Origin of the sequence: Granulicella sibirica (assembly GCF_004115155.1) — a bacterium.
GTDB lineage: Bacteria > Acidobacteriota > Terriglobia > Terriglobales > Acidobacteriaceae > Edaphobacter > Edaphobacter sibiricus.
In genome coordinates, this window is the sequence record NZ_RDSM01000002.1 from 563,070 (window position 1) to 576,615 (window position 13,546).

The window sequence follows — 13,546 nt, forward strand, 5'->3', positions numbered from 1 at the left end:
TTCTTCTTCTCGTTGAAACGGAAATACTTCGAAATTCACGATGCCGAAGGAAGGTGACAGAAATCTCTTTTGCGTTACAGAGCGAATGCGGTTGCAATCGCCTCCGGCGCAGGATATAACTCCTGCAAAACCGATCTCAGTTGTGAGGCATGCCTGACTTGTCGCCGAAGCGTACTTTCGTTCGCATTTGTTCTGCCTTGATGGTGTTGGTCTCTGTCTCGGCAGTGGCGCAGAGCCGACCGGCTTCCGACGAGAGAGTGCATGCGCTTCTTGCGATTGCGGCGCAGGCCGATATGCAGACGGTGAACCATAAATATGTGGGCCCGGGGTCGTGTTCGGCGGTGGCATGCCATGGCGGGATTCAGCCGCGCAATACAACGAAGGTTCTGCAGAACGAGTACAGCACCTGGGTGACCGAAGATAAGCACGCGCGAGCATACACAGTGCTTACGGAATCGCTTGGCCGGCAGATGAGCTCGGTACTAAAAATAGGTCCGGCGGAGAAAGCGCAGCGCTGCCTGGTGTGCCACGCACTGAGCGTGGAGAAGGAGCACCAGGCACGTGAGTTTGACGTGGCCGAGGGTGTGAGCTGCGAAAGTTGCCACGGTCCTTCGTCGGCGTGGATTGGACCGCACATCGCGTCGAGCGCGAAGCATGTGGATATGGTCAAGCTCGGGTTGATCGACAACAAAAACCTGGCGGTCCGGAGCGAAGAGTGCCTGACGTGCCATCTTGGATCTGCGAAGAAAGACATGCAGGTTGATCACGAGATGATTGCGGCGGGGCATCCGGACCTGACGTTCGAACTGGACTCGTTCACGGCGGTCGAGCCCCCGCACTGGGTGGAGAAGAACCCAGACCCCCTATTTGGGATGCGCGCCTGGGGTGTGGGACAGGCGGTGCAGTTGCGCGAGAGTATGCTGCGGGTTTCGCGGCGCGCGGAGAGTGGGCCGTGGCCGGAGTTTAGCGAGATGGACTGCATTACGTGCCATCACTCTTTGACGGGGCCGGAGAGCTGGCGGCAGAAGGAAGGATATGCCGGGCACAGGGCCGGAGATCCTCCGTACAATCTTTCGCGGTTCGTCGTGTTTCGGCATTTTGCGGATGAGATTGATGCTTCGACCAATCAGCAGTTGACGGCGGATGTCAGCAAGGTCGCGATGTTGATTACTTCGATGAGTCCAGATCGAGCGGCGGTGGAGTCCGCGGCGAACGGTGCTGCCAAACTGGCGGATAAGCTGCTCGGGGAGATTCGGGATGCTCAGTACGATAAGGCGCGGACGGATCGTCTTCTGAAAGAGATTGCGAACGATGCGGACGCGATCTCGAAGCAGGGTGAGAGGGCTGCCGAGCAGGCTACGATGACGGTCGACTCGCTCTACATTGCATCGGCGAAGGCTGGAGGCACGAATGGAGCGACGCGGGCGGCGATCGATCAGCTGTTCGCGCAGGTTAAGAATCCATCGGGGTACAACGCTCCCATGTTCGCGGCGCAGATGAAGAAGGTCGCTGGGACTCTACGATAGACTTCTCAAAGATATTAACGCTCCACGGGACGGTGGTCCTGTGGAGCGTTTTTCTTTGGATGGCCTTTCTTTCTATAGACCGATGCGAAGTAGGTCGTGGATGTGGACGATGCCTTGCGGGGTGGCTTCGGGAGTTTGCTGTACGAGGACGAACGCGCTGGTGATTCGGGTGGCATTCATGTGCGAGAGGATGTCGGGTGCGAGCGCATCGGGGTTGATGGTCCAGGGGCGAGGCGTCATGATCTGCTCGACCGGACGGGACATCAGTTCGGATTGATCGACGGGTTTCGAGAAGCTGCGGCGGAGGTCGCCGTCAGTGACAATGCCGACGAGGGCACCTTCAGGGGAAAGCACGCCGGTGGCGCCAAATCCCTTGCTTGTCATCTCAACGATCGCGGCGGAGAGTGGGGTGCCGACGCGGACGAAGGGGAGGCGGTCGCCCGTGTGCATAAGCGCGCTGGCCGGTGTGAGGCGGGCGCCGAGTTTACCTCCTGGGTGAAGAGCTCGGAAGGCAGCAGGATAGTGGCCGTTAGGTAGGGCTCGAGCTTCGAGGATAGCTAGGGCTAGGGCGTCTCCGAGCGCTAACTGCATGGTTGTGGAGGTGGTGGGTGCGAGGTTGTCGGGACAGGCTTCTGTGGCTTGTGGGACTTCGAGGATAATGGTGGCAGCCAGGGCTAAGACGGAGCGGGGGTGGGCAGTGATGGCGATCAGCGGGATCGCGGCCGTGCGGGCGTAGTCGATGAGGGGGAGGAGCTCGGGGGTGTCGCCAGACCAGGAGAGAGCGAGGAGGAGGTCTTCGGGTTGAAGGACGCCGAGGTCACCATGGCTGGCTTCGGTAGGGTGGAGGAATTGTGCGGGTGTTCCTGTGCTGGTGAGGGTGGCGGCGAGCTTGCGGGCAATGTGGCCAGATTTGCCGATGCCGGTGACGTGGATGCGGCCTCTCAGGCTGAGGGTGAGGGTAACCGCTTTCTTTAGGGACTCGCCAAGGTGGGTCTCGAGTGATTGGCGGAGAAGCCGGAGGCCGGCGATTTCGAGGTCGAGGGTGCGGAGGGCGGAGGTCATTGGCCGAACGTCTCGGACTTAACGAGAGCGTCGATGGCTAACAGGGACTTGATGAGGCGCTCGAAGTCGCGCAGCGGAACCATATTCGGGCCGTCGCTGGGTGCATGGTCAGGGTCAGGGTGGGTCTCGAGAAATACAGCGGCGATGCCGGCGGAGACGGCGGCGCGGGCGAGGGTCGGGATGAACTCGCGCTGGCCTCCGGAGGTCGTGCCCTGGCCGCCGGGCTGCTGGACGGAGTGGGTGGCGTCGAAGACGACGGGGGCACCGGTCTCGCGGGCCATGATGGGAAGGCCGCGTAGGTCCGAAACGAGGGTGTTGTAGCCGAAGCTGGTGCCGCGTTCGGTGACGAGGACGTTCGGATTGCCGGTAGAGGTGAGCTTGGCGACGACGTTCTTCATATCCCAGGGAGCGAGGAACTGGCCCTTTTTGACGTTAACGGTGCGACCAGTTTCTGCGGCGGCGACGAGAAGATCAGTCTGGCGGCAGAGGAAGGCGGGGATCTGGAGAATGTCGACTGCTTCAGCGACGGGGCCGCACTGATCAGGGAGATGAACGTCCGTGGTGACGGCAAGGCCATAGGTCTCGCGAACTTCGGCAAGAATAGGAAGGGCTTCGGCGAGACCCATGCCACGGGCGGACGAGGTGCTGGTCCGGTTCGCTTTGTCAAAGGAGGATTTGTAGACGAGGCCGAAGCCTAGGCGGGTGGACACCTCCTGGAGGAAGCCGGCGACTTCGAGGGTTTGGGCGCGGGATTCGAGCACGCATGGCCCGGCGATAATGGTGAGCGGGAGATGGTTGGCGATCTTGAGATCACCGAGTGTAACGGTAGTGTTCGCTTTCATGACTTGAATAGGGTAGCGCACACCATAGCAACTTCGTTTTGGGGAACGCGTCTGATGAAGGTATCGACTTTCTGCATCGGGCTTCTCATCTCCCGGCTACATCGTATTACCTTGGTGTTTGAGAGTAATCGGACTAAGAACCGGTCTTTATTGCGGAAATGATCTTTTATTTGACGGGGACTCAATGGATAAACCGATGTGCAAGCTATGTGGACGCTCCGAGACGAGACGGTTAAGCCGCCACGGATTCCTTCAGGAAGTCGTCTTGTACAAGCTTGGTTATGTGCCATGGGAGTGCGTGTTCTGTCGCAAGCCGTTTTTCCGGAAGACGCGGCGCACTCAAGGACCGCAGGAACCGCGCTCAGAATCTGTTTGACCGCAAGGAGCCTCACGGATTCGCATTGAACCGGTAGCCAATTCCCCGGATGGTGATCAGGTGGGTTGGGCTGGCGGGGTCATCCTCGATGTAGCGGCGCAGGCGCACAATGAAATTATCGATTGCTCGAGTGTCGGTGTCTTCGTGGACGCGCCAGACCTGCTCGAGGATGTCCTTGCGCGGGACGACCTTGCCCTCGCGGTCGGTGAGGTAGCGGAGGAGATCCGCCTCCATAACCGTGAGGTGTGTCGTTCGGTTGGGGGCGATTAGTTCTAACGTGTCGAAGCGGATTGTGCGGTTATCGAAGGCGTAGGCATCCTGGGACTCGTCCGGGGGCTTGGCGGCGGGGGGTGACTGCCAAGCGGTACGGCGGAGAAGGCTCTTGAGACGGACGAGAAGGATATTCAGGTCGAAGGGTTTGGGAAGGTAGTCGTCGGCGCCGGCTTCGAGTCCTTCAAAGATGTCCTGCGGGTGGGAGCGGGCGGTGAGCATAAGGACGGGGGTAAAGCGTTCGGCGTGGCGGAGGGCTCGGACGATGGTGAATCCGTCGGCCCCGGGGAGCATGCAGTCAAGGATGACGGCTGCGATCGGGTCGTCCGTGTTGAGAAGGTAGGAAAGGGCTGAATCGCCGTCAGACTCGTGGTGAGTAATGTACCCCTCGGCCTGAAGGTTGAAGAGAAGACCATGGGCGAGGTGATCTTCGTCCTCGACGAGGACAATGAGGGGGTTGGGCTGAATCATGGATTTCGCTCCCTCGTTTGGATTGTAAGGCCAGCTCAGGTGCCGATGCCGGTGTAGAGGGTAGAGGCGGGGGCCCCGCTCGGGTTGGCCAAGGGGAGCCTCATCGTGATCGTGGTGCCCTGGTTTGGACCTGGGCTGGACGCTGTCACCTGGCCTCCATGTTGTCTCGCGATCGTGCGGACGAGGAAAAGACCCAGACCGGTGCCTTTGATCTTGTTCTGGTTGCGGCCGGGGACGCGGTAGAAGCGGGCGAAGATACGCTTGAACTGGTTGGCTTCGAGACCGACGCCGGTGTCGGTGATACGGAGTGAAACCCACGTGTAGCGAGTGATCGCGAGAGATGTGGTGATGTGGACCCCGTCGGGGGAGTACTTGATCGCGTTTTCAAGGACGTTGAGGATCGCAGTGCGAAGGTCTTCGGCGATGCCCTGAACGTGGAGGCGGACGGCTCCGGGAGTGGGCTCGAGGCGGATCGCGTCAGCGGGAAGATGATGGCGCTGGAGGGTAATGGCGATGCAGTCGGCGAGGAGAGGCTCAAGTTCGATGAGGGTGCGGTTCTGCTGGCGCTGGCGCTGGCCGAGTTCTCCGGCTTTGAGGACCTGTTCGACCGTGGCGATGAGGCGGTCGGAGTCGGAGTGCATGATCGCGTAAAACTGCTTGCGCTGCGCTTCCGGGATCTCGCGCCGCTGGAGCGTTTCGAGGTAGAGGCGGATGGAGGCGATGGGAGTTTTGAGCTCGTGCGTGACTGCGTTGAGGAAGGAGTCCTGGCGCTCGTTGCGGCGGATTTCGCGGATGAGGAAGACGGTGTTGAGCACGACGCCAGTAATGAGGATCGCGAAGAGAATGATACCGACGACAAGGTAGGACGCGCGCTCTTTGTGCTGCACGATCCAGGTGATGTTGAGGGTGATGGTAAGGCCGGTAAGCACGACGCCGAGGGTGATGAAGAAGGCGATAGCTCCGCGGCGGCGGGTGATGTTCATGAGGTACAGGGTATAGGAACAGGGGTGAGGAATAACGAAGAGGAAGGAAGGTGTCGTCGGGGAGACAGCTTTCGCGCGGGCCTTCTAAACCATATTCCTTTCTCCCTGACTCATGGGCAGGGCTTGTTGCGACTGGGATGGGCTCCCTTGGCTCTTGCGTCGCCTTCGGTGACATAGGAGCCGGACTTTGTTTTGCCGTAGAAGTCGGTTCCGGGGCAGTGGTAGACCCTGCTTGTGCTGTTGAGCCAGACAAGACCTGGTCCGCCGCCCGGGGCGGGTGGGCCGGCGAGGAGCTTCGTGCGTTCGGCTGCGATGTCAGACCGGAGAACGGTGGGTGTGGGGACCGGGATTGAGGGAAGCGATTGACCTGGTTGTGGAGGAGGTACGTTGGGGATCGAAGCCACGGGAATCGGCACGGGCATGGCAACTGCAGTCTGGGTGGGCTGCGTTGCATACCAGGTCTGAATTCCTTTGTGCCCGTGGCAGGCTCCATCTCTGCTGACTGCATTCGAATAGGTCCCGTCTTTGCATATGCCGGTTGAATTCGCTGGTGCGGCCGCCGGGACCTGTGCGTGGCAGCGGATAGCGATGGCGAGAAGAATCCATGTGCAGCGGGAGCGAGTTCTAATCAACGGCATCGGAGTCTCCAGGCGGGTTGTGGGCCAGCGGAATGAGACGCAACGTTGAGACGCAACGTTGATATCTCAAAGTCACTAGTCCCCCGAGGCTGCGTTTGGATATTGAGCTCGCGAGACTGGCTTGGTAAGCCAGTTTCCGTTTGGGGGCCGACGATGTCCGAAATACTACGCCTGATTTTTTCTGCACGGAAGACAAAAGCCCCGGATGAGGTCCGGGGCCTTGTAGTTCTGATCGAACCGACGCTAGTTTGCGCCGGCGGGCTTGGGGTTCGCGGGGTCGAACTTGGCGATCTGGACCTTCTTCGCAAGTCCGAGCTTTTCCATAACCCAGATGCCGTAGTAGTTGACGTCGAACTCGTACCAGGTGAGACCGTGGCGCGCGCTGACGGGATGGGCGTGGTGGTTGTTGTGCCAGCCTTCGCCTCCTGTCAGGAGAGCGACCCACCAGCTATTGCGCGAGTCATCACGAGTCTCGAAGCGGCGGCTGCCCCAGAGATGCGTGGCCGAATTGACGAGCCAGGTGGCGTGCAGGCCGATCGTGACGCGGAGGAAGGTTCCCCAGAGCATCATCGAAATGCCGCCGGAAAAGTGGCCGGTGACGGCCCAGCCGAGAGCGATCTGCGCGAGGCCGGTGCCGACCAGAGGAAGATAGTGGTACTTCGAGAGCCAGACGTGGCCCTTGTCGCGGGTGAGGTCGGGAGCATAGCGGCCCAGGAGAGCGGTCTCGGAGTGCATGGCGCGGCCGGAGAGGATCCAGCCGGCGTGTGCCCACCAGGTGCCGTCATGCGGGGTGTGAGGATCGCCTTCGTGGTCGGAGTTCTGATGATGGACGCGGTGGGTGGCTACCCAGAAGATCGGTCCGCCCTCGAGCGCGAGGCAACCGCAGGCTGTAATGAAGTACTCAAGCCACTTGGGAACCTTATAGCCGCGGTGGGTGAGCAGGCGGTGATAGCACATGCCGATCCCAACGTTGATGGCGAAGAAATACATGACTGCGAAGGCGAGAAGATTCTTCCAGGAGAAGCAGAAGAGAGCAGCGATCGCGCCAACGTGGAAGAGGCCCATGGCGACAGTGGTGATCCAGTTGATGCGTCCCTGCTGGTGCTCACGGCCCATGCGAAGATCCTGCTTGACCTTGGCGGCTACGGTGGCAGCGGCGCTTGCCATGCTCGGAGCGTTGGCTCCGTTGAATGCTACGCCGCGAACCCGTGTGGTCGTGTTCGAGAACTCGGACATGGCCGCGATCTGTTCAGGCGTTTCAAAGGTGGTTTCGGTCTTCTTCTTCGTATCTGTTGTCAGAAGCGTCGGAGTCATGTCTTTTCTTGTCCTCGGTTGCTGCTAGAACGACGCTAACAGGATGGGACGGAGGGCGTTGTAAGACTTTTGTAATGGTCCCTTACGTTCGTTTTGTTCAGGTTGGGTATAGGAATCAAGCGATCTGGCGTTCGTTGCCGATTATCGAAACGAGGACGACAGGCTAATCTGTGCTGTGAATCCCAAGACAGCGGCGGCAGCGAAGGAATCTTCTAAGATGGATATCAGCCACGCGGATGGTGCCGATGCTGAGCAGCTCAATGTGATTCTTTGGCAGGATGCTATGGGCGATAAGGCTGTCCCCGTGCTGCTGAAGCAGAACGAAAAAGAAGAAGGATGATGACGATGACTAGTGTCACCAGTGTTGAAGCCCTGCAGGATGAAGCGCCGTTCGGACTCGAGCCGACGTTTAGCAAGAGAATCTGGGGTAAGACGAGTCTTGAGCCTTGGTATACGGATCTTGGTACCACAGAGCCGGTGGGGGAGGCGTGGCTGACAGGTCCTGAATCTGTGATCGCGTCGGGCAAGGATGCTGGCAAGATGCTTTCAGAGGTTGCCGGGGACTTTCCACTTCTGGTGAAGATGCTGTTCCCAAGCGACAAGCTCTCGGTGCAGGTGCATCCAGATGATGACGAGGCGCAGGCCATGGGACATGCGCGAGGCAAGACGGAGTGCTGGTATGTGCTCGAGGCGGTGCCGGGCGCGACGGTGGCGCTCGGGGTCAAGGATGGAGTGACGAAGGATGATCTGCAGGCGGCAGCTTCGAGCATGGAAGAGCTGATTGAGCAGGTGCCGGTAGAAGTGGGCGATATGGTCTTCGTCGATGCAGGCACGGTACACGCGATTGGGCCTGGCGTGGTTCTGCTCGAGGTACAGCAGACATCGGATCTCACGTATCGCCTGTATGACTATGGGCGTCCGCGCGAGCTGCATCTCACGCAGGGGCTCGCTGTGACGAAGACAGAGACGCGCGCGGGTAAGGTCCCGGCCCGGCCCATGGATGGGTTTGTTCGGCTGATCGAAGAGCGGTATTTTGTCGTTGACCGGTTCGAGTGCTCAGATGAGGTTTTGGTGCCGTTTGCCGGGATCGGTTGCCTGGTGGGACTGACGGGATCTGGAACGGTGAGGACTGCGGCAGGCGAAGTTGCGCTTACACCGGGGCGGGCAGTGATCTGCCCGATCGGCGACGTATCTGTGCTCGGAGATGCGGTGGGTTTTGTGCGGTGTGTTGCTCCGGAGTAGCACACCGCTGAACCCTGGTTAGCGGAGGAAAGCTGCCAGTTCGATCGCCGCGTTGCGGAGATAAGGCAGAAAGCGCGTCTGCATGTCATAGACCGGCATACGGGGTGCGTTGCCAGAGAGGTTCACGGTGGCCGTGACGCGTCCTGAAGGCGAGTAAACCGGAACGGCAAGCGAGCGCAGACCGACTTCCAGTTCCTGATCGACGAGGGCGTAGCCGTTGCGGCGGACGTTGCGCAGGGCGAGCCGAAGCTTGTCGACCGTGGTGATGGTGCGTGTCGTGTGCGGCGTGAGGATGGCGCGCGCGAGATATGCTTCGAGATCTTCGGATGGAAGATAGGCAAGCAGAACGCGTCCCATGCTGGTGCAATAGGCAGGGAGGCGCGAACCGATGTGCAGGTCAACAGCCATGACGCGGGTGCCCACAGTACGCGCAATGTAGACGATGTCGTCACCATCCAGCGTGGCGACGGAGAAGCTTTCGCGCAGGGTGGCAGACATGCGTTCGAGGATCGGTTGCGCGGCGTTCGAGAGGGAATTCGAGGTGGTGTAGGTCTGCGAAAGTGTGAGAAGGCGTGGTCGCAGGGAATAGCGCGAGCCGTCTTCGGCACCTGCGAAGCCAAGCTTGGTGAGAGTGTAAAGGCAGCGGCGAACGGCGGCGCGGGATAGACCGGTCTTGACCGAGAGCTGTGAGATCGTCATCTGCGGTGTGGCCTGCGAGAAGGCCTGGATGACAATGAGGCCGCGGGCGAGCGAGGTCATAAAATTCGGATCGCCTGTGTAGACATCAAGTGCGCTGGCGGGAGTTCCGGGGACTTCGAGGGCTGTGGGTGCGCCTACTGCGTGGGTCGAGGGGGTCTTATCTTGCTGGACGGCGGGAGAGACTGTGGGGACGGACGGGAACGCCATTGTTTTCTTGTCCTCGCTCCGGTTGTGGAGCGTGTTGGTCGCGAGTTGCTGGTATCGCGGAAAGGCTCTGCGAGCGATGAGTTCCGGCACAGCGCTCACGTTCGGTAGCCGGACATCTATTACGATAAACGCACAGAGCTTCAAGCGCAACATTTCTACTGCGTTGCAGCGGGTTATGAGAGTATGTCTCCGGGTTCTTCCTCGTGCTGGCCACGTCGTGTGCGGGAGCGAACCCCGGCCTTCCTTGGTTTCGTCTCTTCTGTTCCGGCATCCACTACGTAGGCAAAAATAATCGCCATTTCCAGATGCCACGGCTTCCGGGTGCCTTCATCAGCCGGAGGAATAGTAGTCTGGTTCGGCGGAAAGAACGCACAAGGAGCATTTCGTATGACGACGCAAACGACCCCCCTCAGCGGACGCCCGGCATGGAAGGCTTTGGGAGAGCACTACACGCAGATTCGTGGCACGCACCTTCGGCAGATGTTCAAGGACGACCCAGCACGCGGCGAGAAGTTTACGGCGGAGTTTGGCGGAATCTTCCTGGACTACTCGAAGAACCGCATCACGGACGAGACGGTGAAGCTTCTGCTGCAGCTCGCGGAGGAGTCCGGACTGAAGGCTCGTGCGGAGGCAATGTTTACCGGCGAGAAGATCAATATCACGGAGAATCGCGCGGTATTGCATGTTGCGCTGCGGGCTCCGAAAGGTGAGTCGATCTTTGTGGATGGCGAGGACGTTGTGCCGCCGGTTCATGCCGTGCTCGATAAGATGTCTGGCTTTGCCGACCGGGTTCGCAGTGGCGAGTGGAAGGGCCACACCGGCAAGAAGATCAAGAACGTCATCAACATCGGAATTGGTGGATCGGATCTTGGTCCGGTGATGGCGTATGAGGCGTTGAAGCACTATACGGATCGCAGCCTGACATTCCGCTTCGTGTCGAACGTCGATGGGACGGATTTTGCCGAGGCGGTTGAGGATCTTGAAGCGGACGAGACGCTGTTCCTTGTGGCTTCGAAGACGTTTACCACGCTTGAGACGATGACCAACGCGCACTCGGCTCGGGAGTGGGCACTGAAGGGTCTTGGCGGCGATGAGACCGCCATTGCCAAGCACTTTGTGGCTATCTCGACCAACGCCAAGGAGGTCTCGAAGTTCGGGATCGATACAGCGAATATGTTTGAGTTCTGGGACTGGGTCGGGGGACGCTACTCGATGGATTGTGCGATCGGGTTGTCGACGATGGTGGCCATCGGACCGGAGAACTTCCGGGCGATGCTCGGCGGATTTCATGCGATGGATGTGCACTTCCGGACGGCTCCCCTCGAGAAGAATCTACCGGTGCTCATGGGGCTGCTGACCGTCTGGTACACGGATTTCTTCAACGCGCAGACGGTTGCTGTGCTGCCGTATGAGCAGTACTTGAAGCGGTTTCCTGCTTACCTGCAGCAGTTAACGATGGAGTCGAACGGGAAGCATGTGACGCTGAGCGGAACGCATGTCGAGACGGAGACGGGGCCGATCTATTGGGGAGAGCCGGGAACGAATGGGCAGCACTCGTTCTATCAACTCATTCATCAAGGCACACGGCTGATTCCCTGCGATTTCATCGGCTTCTACAAGACACTGAATACGCTTGGGCGGCACCACGACATCCTGATGGCGAACGTGTTTGCGCAGGCTGAGGCACTGGCATTCGGCAAGACGGCGGAAGAGGTGAAGGCTGAAGGCGTGGCCGAAGCTCTTGTGCCGCATAAGGTGTTTGAAGGGAACCGGCCGTCGAATGTCATTCTTGCCGATAAGCTGACGCCCGAGGTGCTGGGTAAGCTGATCGCGCTGTATGAGCATGCAGTGTTTACGCAGGGAACGATCTGGAGCATCGACTCCTTCGACCAGTGGGGCGTGGAGCTTGGCAAGGTGTTGGCGACGCGGATCCTTGGTGAGTTGGAGAGCGATAAGGAACTGACGCATGACACTTCGACCAATGCGTTGATTGAGAAGTATCGCAAGAACAAGTAGGGCAGATGCTGCGGGACAGCGGTAAGTCGACCAGTGGTCTCTTCGTGATCGTGTAATCGGGCGGCCCGGGAATACGTCTCACCTTCCAACACCAGGAAGTAAAGACGTCGAGTACGACGGCGGAAGCCGCCGGATTTACTCGTTTTCCCAAACTCTAGAAAGATCCGCATGCCGCAGTTCGGCTTGACGGATCGAGGAGAGCCCCCGAATGAAGGGACACAGGTTGTTTATCGCTGTCTTCGCATGCGCACTCACGATTCAAGCTTCGGCACAGAAAGAAGACGAGAGGTCGTCGTGGAAGGGAGACGAACTCCCTCTGCTGTTCCAGGTATCGACGCTCGATGCTCTTTCGCAAGGCGTGTTTGAGGGATCTTACTCAGTCGGCCAACTTAAGCGGCAGGGAGATTTCGGCGTGGGTACATACGATGGATTGAACGGTGAGATGGTGGTTCTGGATGGCCATGTCTATCACGCGTATGCGGACGGTACGACCAAGGAGGCGGGGGATAACGAACTGGCTCCGTTTGCAGCAGTGACCTTCTTCAAACCGCAGTACAGCTTCACGCTGACGGGAAAGACGATGGCGGAGATTTCAACTGCGCTCACGTCACAGTTGCCGTCGGCGAATCTGTCGTACGCAATCAAGATTACAGGTGCGTTCACGACTTTGCAGACGCGGGCGATTGCAAAGCAGACCATGCCGTACCCGACGCTGGTGGTTGCATCGGCCGGAGAGGTGGTATTCAACTACAACGATGTGGAGGGGACGGCAGTGGTGCTGCGCGGACCGGCCTTCGAGAAGGGAATCAACGTGGTCGGAGACCACTTTCACTTCGTATCCAAGGACCATACGAAGGCGGGACATGTGCTTGCGTTGACCACGGGCACGGTGAAGGTGGAGGTGATGGTGTTGCCGCAGACGACGCTCTGGCTTCCCCTGAACAAGTATTTCCTGAATGCGACGCTTCCTTACAACTAGGGCTATTAGCGTGTAGGGCCGCCCCTTTAGGGGGCGGCCTTTTTGTGCGTCTAGGTCGTGATTCGGCCGCAGCGGCGATGAAGGAGCGCCGTATCAGACCGCACGGTAAGAAGCTGCTATTTCAAAGTAGCCAGCAGGTCGGCGGGTTCGGGGCGGACGTGAAAGTCGGCGTGGGCTTCGGCAAAGGCGATGGTTGAATCCTGCCGAACAAGGAATGTGGCTGGAAGGGGCAAGGTCCAGCTTGCTTCGGTGGCGGTGTCGTAGTTGAGGCCGGAGTTGGCGAAGGGGATGTTGACCAGGATGGAGCGGTAGTAGCTCCTGTGCTCGGGTGGGATGGTGTACGCGAGGCCGTATTGTGCGGCGACTTTGGCACCGGGGTCCGAGAGGACGGGGAAGGGTAGCCCGTGCTGTTGAATGGTGAAGTCGTTCTGGCGTGGGGTTTGCGGTGAGATGGCGAGGAGGAAGGCGCCGCGGCGGCGCAGATCGGAGTGAAGGTCGCGCCATTGCTCGAGTTCGGTGACGCAGTAGGGGCACCAGCGGCCACGGAAGAAGTTGAGGACGACGGGGCCTAGGGAGAGGACGTCGGTGAGGTGGACGGGCTTGCCGGTGAGGGCGTCGGGAAGGGTGAAGTCCGCAGCGTGGGCGCCAACAGGGAGGATGCGGTCTTCGATGCCGGTCGAGAAGAGCTCGGCAGTGGCGGCTTCCGAGATGGCAAGGCGCTCCGGCTGCACCAGCGCACGGGTGTTTTGAGTAATGCGGTCGAGCTGATCCTGAAGGGGCATAGATGTGAGGTGCAGCAGGTTTAGTTTAGCCGGTTCTATGCATGCCCGCGCTAAGTTGCAGAAAGCATAAGGGTGAAGGTGTAGCAAATTTCCTCTTTGACAGGAAGGCTGGTGGTTGTCATCCTAAAGGCGAATAAAA

The 13,546-nt window shown here is 59.5% G+C and carries 13 protein-coding genes; 5 read left to right on the forward strand and 8 right to left on the reverse strand.

The window, feature by feature from the left end:
- Positions 1 to 200: 200 nt before the first annotated feature.
- The gene (locus GRAN_RS13295; RefSeq protein ID WP_161570967.1) at positions 201 to 1,526 is read left to right on the forward strand and encodes a multiheme c-type cytochrome; all 1,326 of its coding nucleotides are present in this window, start codon (positions 201 to 203) and stop codon (positions 1,524 to 1,526) included.
- Positions 1,527 to 1,598: 72 nt separating this feature from the next.
- Here the strand turns inward: GRAN_RS13295 and GRAN_RS13300 are convergent, their stop codons facing one another.
- The 6 genes from GRAN_RS13300 to GRAN_RS13325 form a co-directional block, all read right to left on the reverse strand.
- Positions 1,599 to 2,588 (reverse strand): KpsF/GutQ family sugar-phosphate isomerase, encoded by a 990-nt coding sequence (locus GRAN_RS13300; RefSeq protein ID WP_128913509.1) that lies wholly within the window; start codon positions 2,586 to 2,588, stop codon positions 1,599 to 1,601.
- Entirely contained in the window at positions 2,585 to 3,430 is an 846-nt protein-coding gene (kdsA, locus tag GRAN_RS13305; protein ID WP_128913510.1) for a 3-deoxy-8-phosphooctulonate synthase, read from the reverse strand. The genes GRAN_RS13300 and kdsA overlap by 4 nt, the downstream gene beginning before the upstream one ends.
- Positions 3,431 to 3,818: 388 nt before the next feature.
- Positions 3,819 to 4,547, reverse strand: coding sequence for a response regulator transcription factor (locus GRAN_RS13310; protein ID WP_128913511.1), 729 nt, complete (start codon positions 4,545 to 4,547; stop codon positions 3,819 to 3,821).
- 35 nt (positions 4,548 to 4,582) lie between these two features.
- Positions 4,583 to 5,530 carry a sensor histidine kinase gene (locus GRAN_RS13315; protein WP_128913512.1) on the reverse strand — a complete coding sequence of 316 codons (948 nt, stop codon included), beginning with the start codon at positions 5,528 to 5,530 and terminating at the stop codon, positions 4,583 to 4,585.
- A gap of 110 nt (positions 5,531 to 5,640) precedes the next feature.
- Positions 5,641 to 6,168, reverse strand: coding sequence for a DUF3761 domain-containing protein (locus GRAN_RS13320; RefSeq protein ID WP_128913513.1), 528 nt, complete (start codon positions 6,166 to 6,168; stop codon positions 5,641 to 5,643).
- Between the two features lie 243 nt (positions 6,169 to 6,411).
- Positions 6,412 to 7,335 (reverse strand): acyl-CoA desaturase, encoded by a 924-nt coding sequence (locus GRAN_RS13325; RefSeq protein WP_421800845.1) that lies wholly within the window; start codon positions 7,333 to 7,335, stop codon positions 6,412 to 6,414.
- Positions 7,336 to 7,657: 322 nt separating this feature from the next.
- Here GRAN_RS13325 and GRAN_RS25520 point away from each other — a divergent pair, with 322 nt between their 5' ends.
- Positions 7,658 to 7,822 carry a hypothetical protein gene (locus tag GRAN_RS25520; RefSeq protein WP_161570968.1) on the forward strand — a complete coding sequence of 55 codons (165 nt, stop codon included), beginning with the start codon at positions 7,658 to 7,660 and terminating at the stop codon, positions 7,820 to 7,822.
- Positions 7,823 to 7,827: 5 nt separating this feature from the next.
- Complete coding sequence (locus GRAN_RS13330) at positions 7,828 to 8,724, forward strand: type I phosphomannose isomerase catalytic subunit (RefSeq protein WP_128913514.1); 897 nt, start codon at positions 7,828 to 7,830, stop codon at positions 8,722 to 8,724.
- An 18-nt stretch (positions 8,725 to 8,742) separates the two neighbouring features.
- Here the strand turns inward: GRAN_RS13330 and GRAN_RS13335 are convergent, their stop codons facing one another.
- Positions 8,743 to 9,729, reverse strand: a complete 987-nt coding sequence (locus GRAN_RS13335) for an IclR family transcriptional regulator domain-containing protein (protein WP_241654561.1) — start codon at positions 9,727 to 9,729, stop codon at positions 8,743 to 8,745.
- A gap of 288 nt (positions 9,730 to 10,017) precedes the next feature.
- Here GRAN_RS13335 and pgi point away from each other — a divergent pair, with 288 nt between their 5' ends.
- Together pgi and budA are read left to right on the forward strand one after the other, a co-directional pair.
- Positions 10,018 to 11,646 carry a glucose-6-phosphate isomerase gene (gene pgi / locus GRAN_RS13340; protein ID WP_128913515.1) on the forward strand — a complete coding sequence of 543 codons (1,629 nt, stop codon included), beginning with the start codon at positions 10,018 to 10,020 and terminating at the stop codon, positions 11,644 to 11,646.
- Between the two features lie 208 nt (positions 11,647 to 11,854).
- Positions 11,855 to 12,625 (forward strand): acetolactate decarboxylase, encoded by a 771-nt coding sequence (budA, locus tag GRAN_RS13345; protein ID WP_128913516.1) that lies wholly within the window; start codon positions 11,855 to 11,857, stop codon positions 12,623 to 12,625.
- A 116-nt stretch (positions 12,626 to 12,741) separates the two neighbouring features.
- Here budA and GRAN_RS13350 read toward each other — a convergent pair whose 3' ends face one another.
- The gene (locus GRAN_RS13350) at positions 12,742 to 13,407 is read right to left on the reverse strand and encodes a peroxiredoxin-like family protein (RefSeq protein ID WP_128913517.1); all 666 of its coding nucleotides are present in this window, start codon (positions 13,405 to 13,407) and stop codon (positions 12,742 to 12,744) included.
- Positions 13,408 to 13,546 lie beyond the last annotated feature (139 nt).

Excerpts from the sequence above, each read along its gene's own strand:
- GRAN_RS13295 (WP_161570967.1), top strand. The coding sequence starts at position 201 with ATGGTGTTGGTCTCTGTCTCGGCAGTGGCGCAGAGCCGACCGGCTTCC.
- GRAN_RS13300 (WP_128913509.1), bottom strand. The coding sequence starts at position 2,588 with ATGACCTCCGCCCTCCGCACCCTCGACCTCGAAATCGCCGGCCTCCGG.
- kdsA (WP_128913510.1), bottom strand. The coding sequence starts at position 3,430 with ATGAAAGCGAACACTACCGTTACACTCGGTGATCTCAAGATCGCCAAC.
- GRAN_RS13310 (WP_128913511.1), bottom strand. The coding sequence starts at position 4,547 with ATGATTCAGCCCAACCCCCTCATTGTCCTCGTCGAGGACGAAGATCAC.
- GRAN_RS13315 (WP_128913512.1), bottom strand. The coding sequence starts at position 5,530 with ATGAACATCACCCGCCGCCGCGGAGCTATCGCCTTCTTCATCACCCTC.
- GRAN_RS13320 (WP_128913513.1), bottom strand. The coding sequence starts at position 6,168 with ATGCCGTTGATTAGAACTCGCTCCCGCTGCACATGGATTCTTCTCGCC.
- GRAN_RS13325 (WP_421800845.1), bottom strand. The coding sequence starts at position 7,335 with ATGGCAAGCGCCGCTGCCACCGTAGCCGCCAAGGTCAAGCAGGATCTT.
- GRAN_RS13330 (WP_128913514.1), top strand. The coding sequence starts at position 7,828 with ATGACTAGTGTCACCAGTGTTGAAGCCCTGCAGGATGAAGCGCCGTTC.
- pgi (WP_128913515.1), top strand. The coding sequence starts at position 10,018 with ATGACGACGCAAACGACCCCCCTCAGCGGACGCCCGGCATGGAAGGCT.
- budA (WP_128913516.1), top strand. The coding sequence starts at position 11,855 with ATGAAGGGACACAGGTTGTTTATCGCTGTCTTCGCATGCGCACTCACG.
- GRAN_RS13350 (WP_128913517.1), bottom strand. The coding sequence starts at position 13,407 with ATGCCCCTTCAGGATCAGCTCGACCGCATTACTCAAAACACCCGTGCG.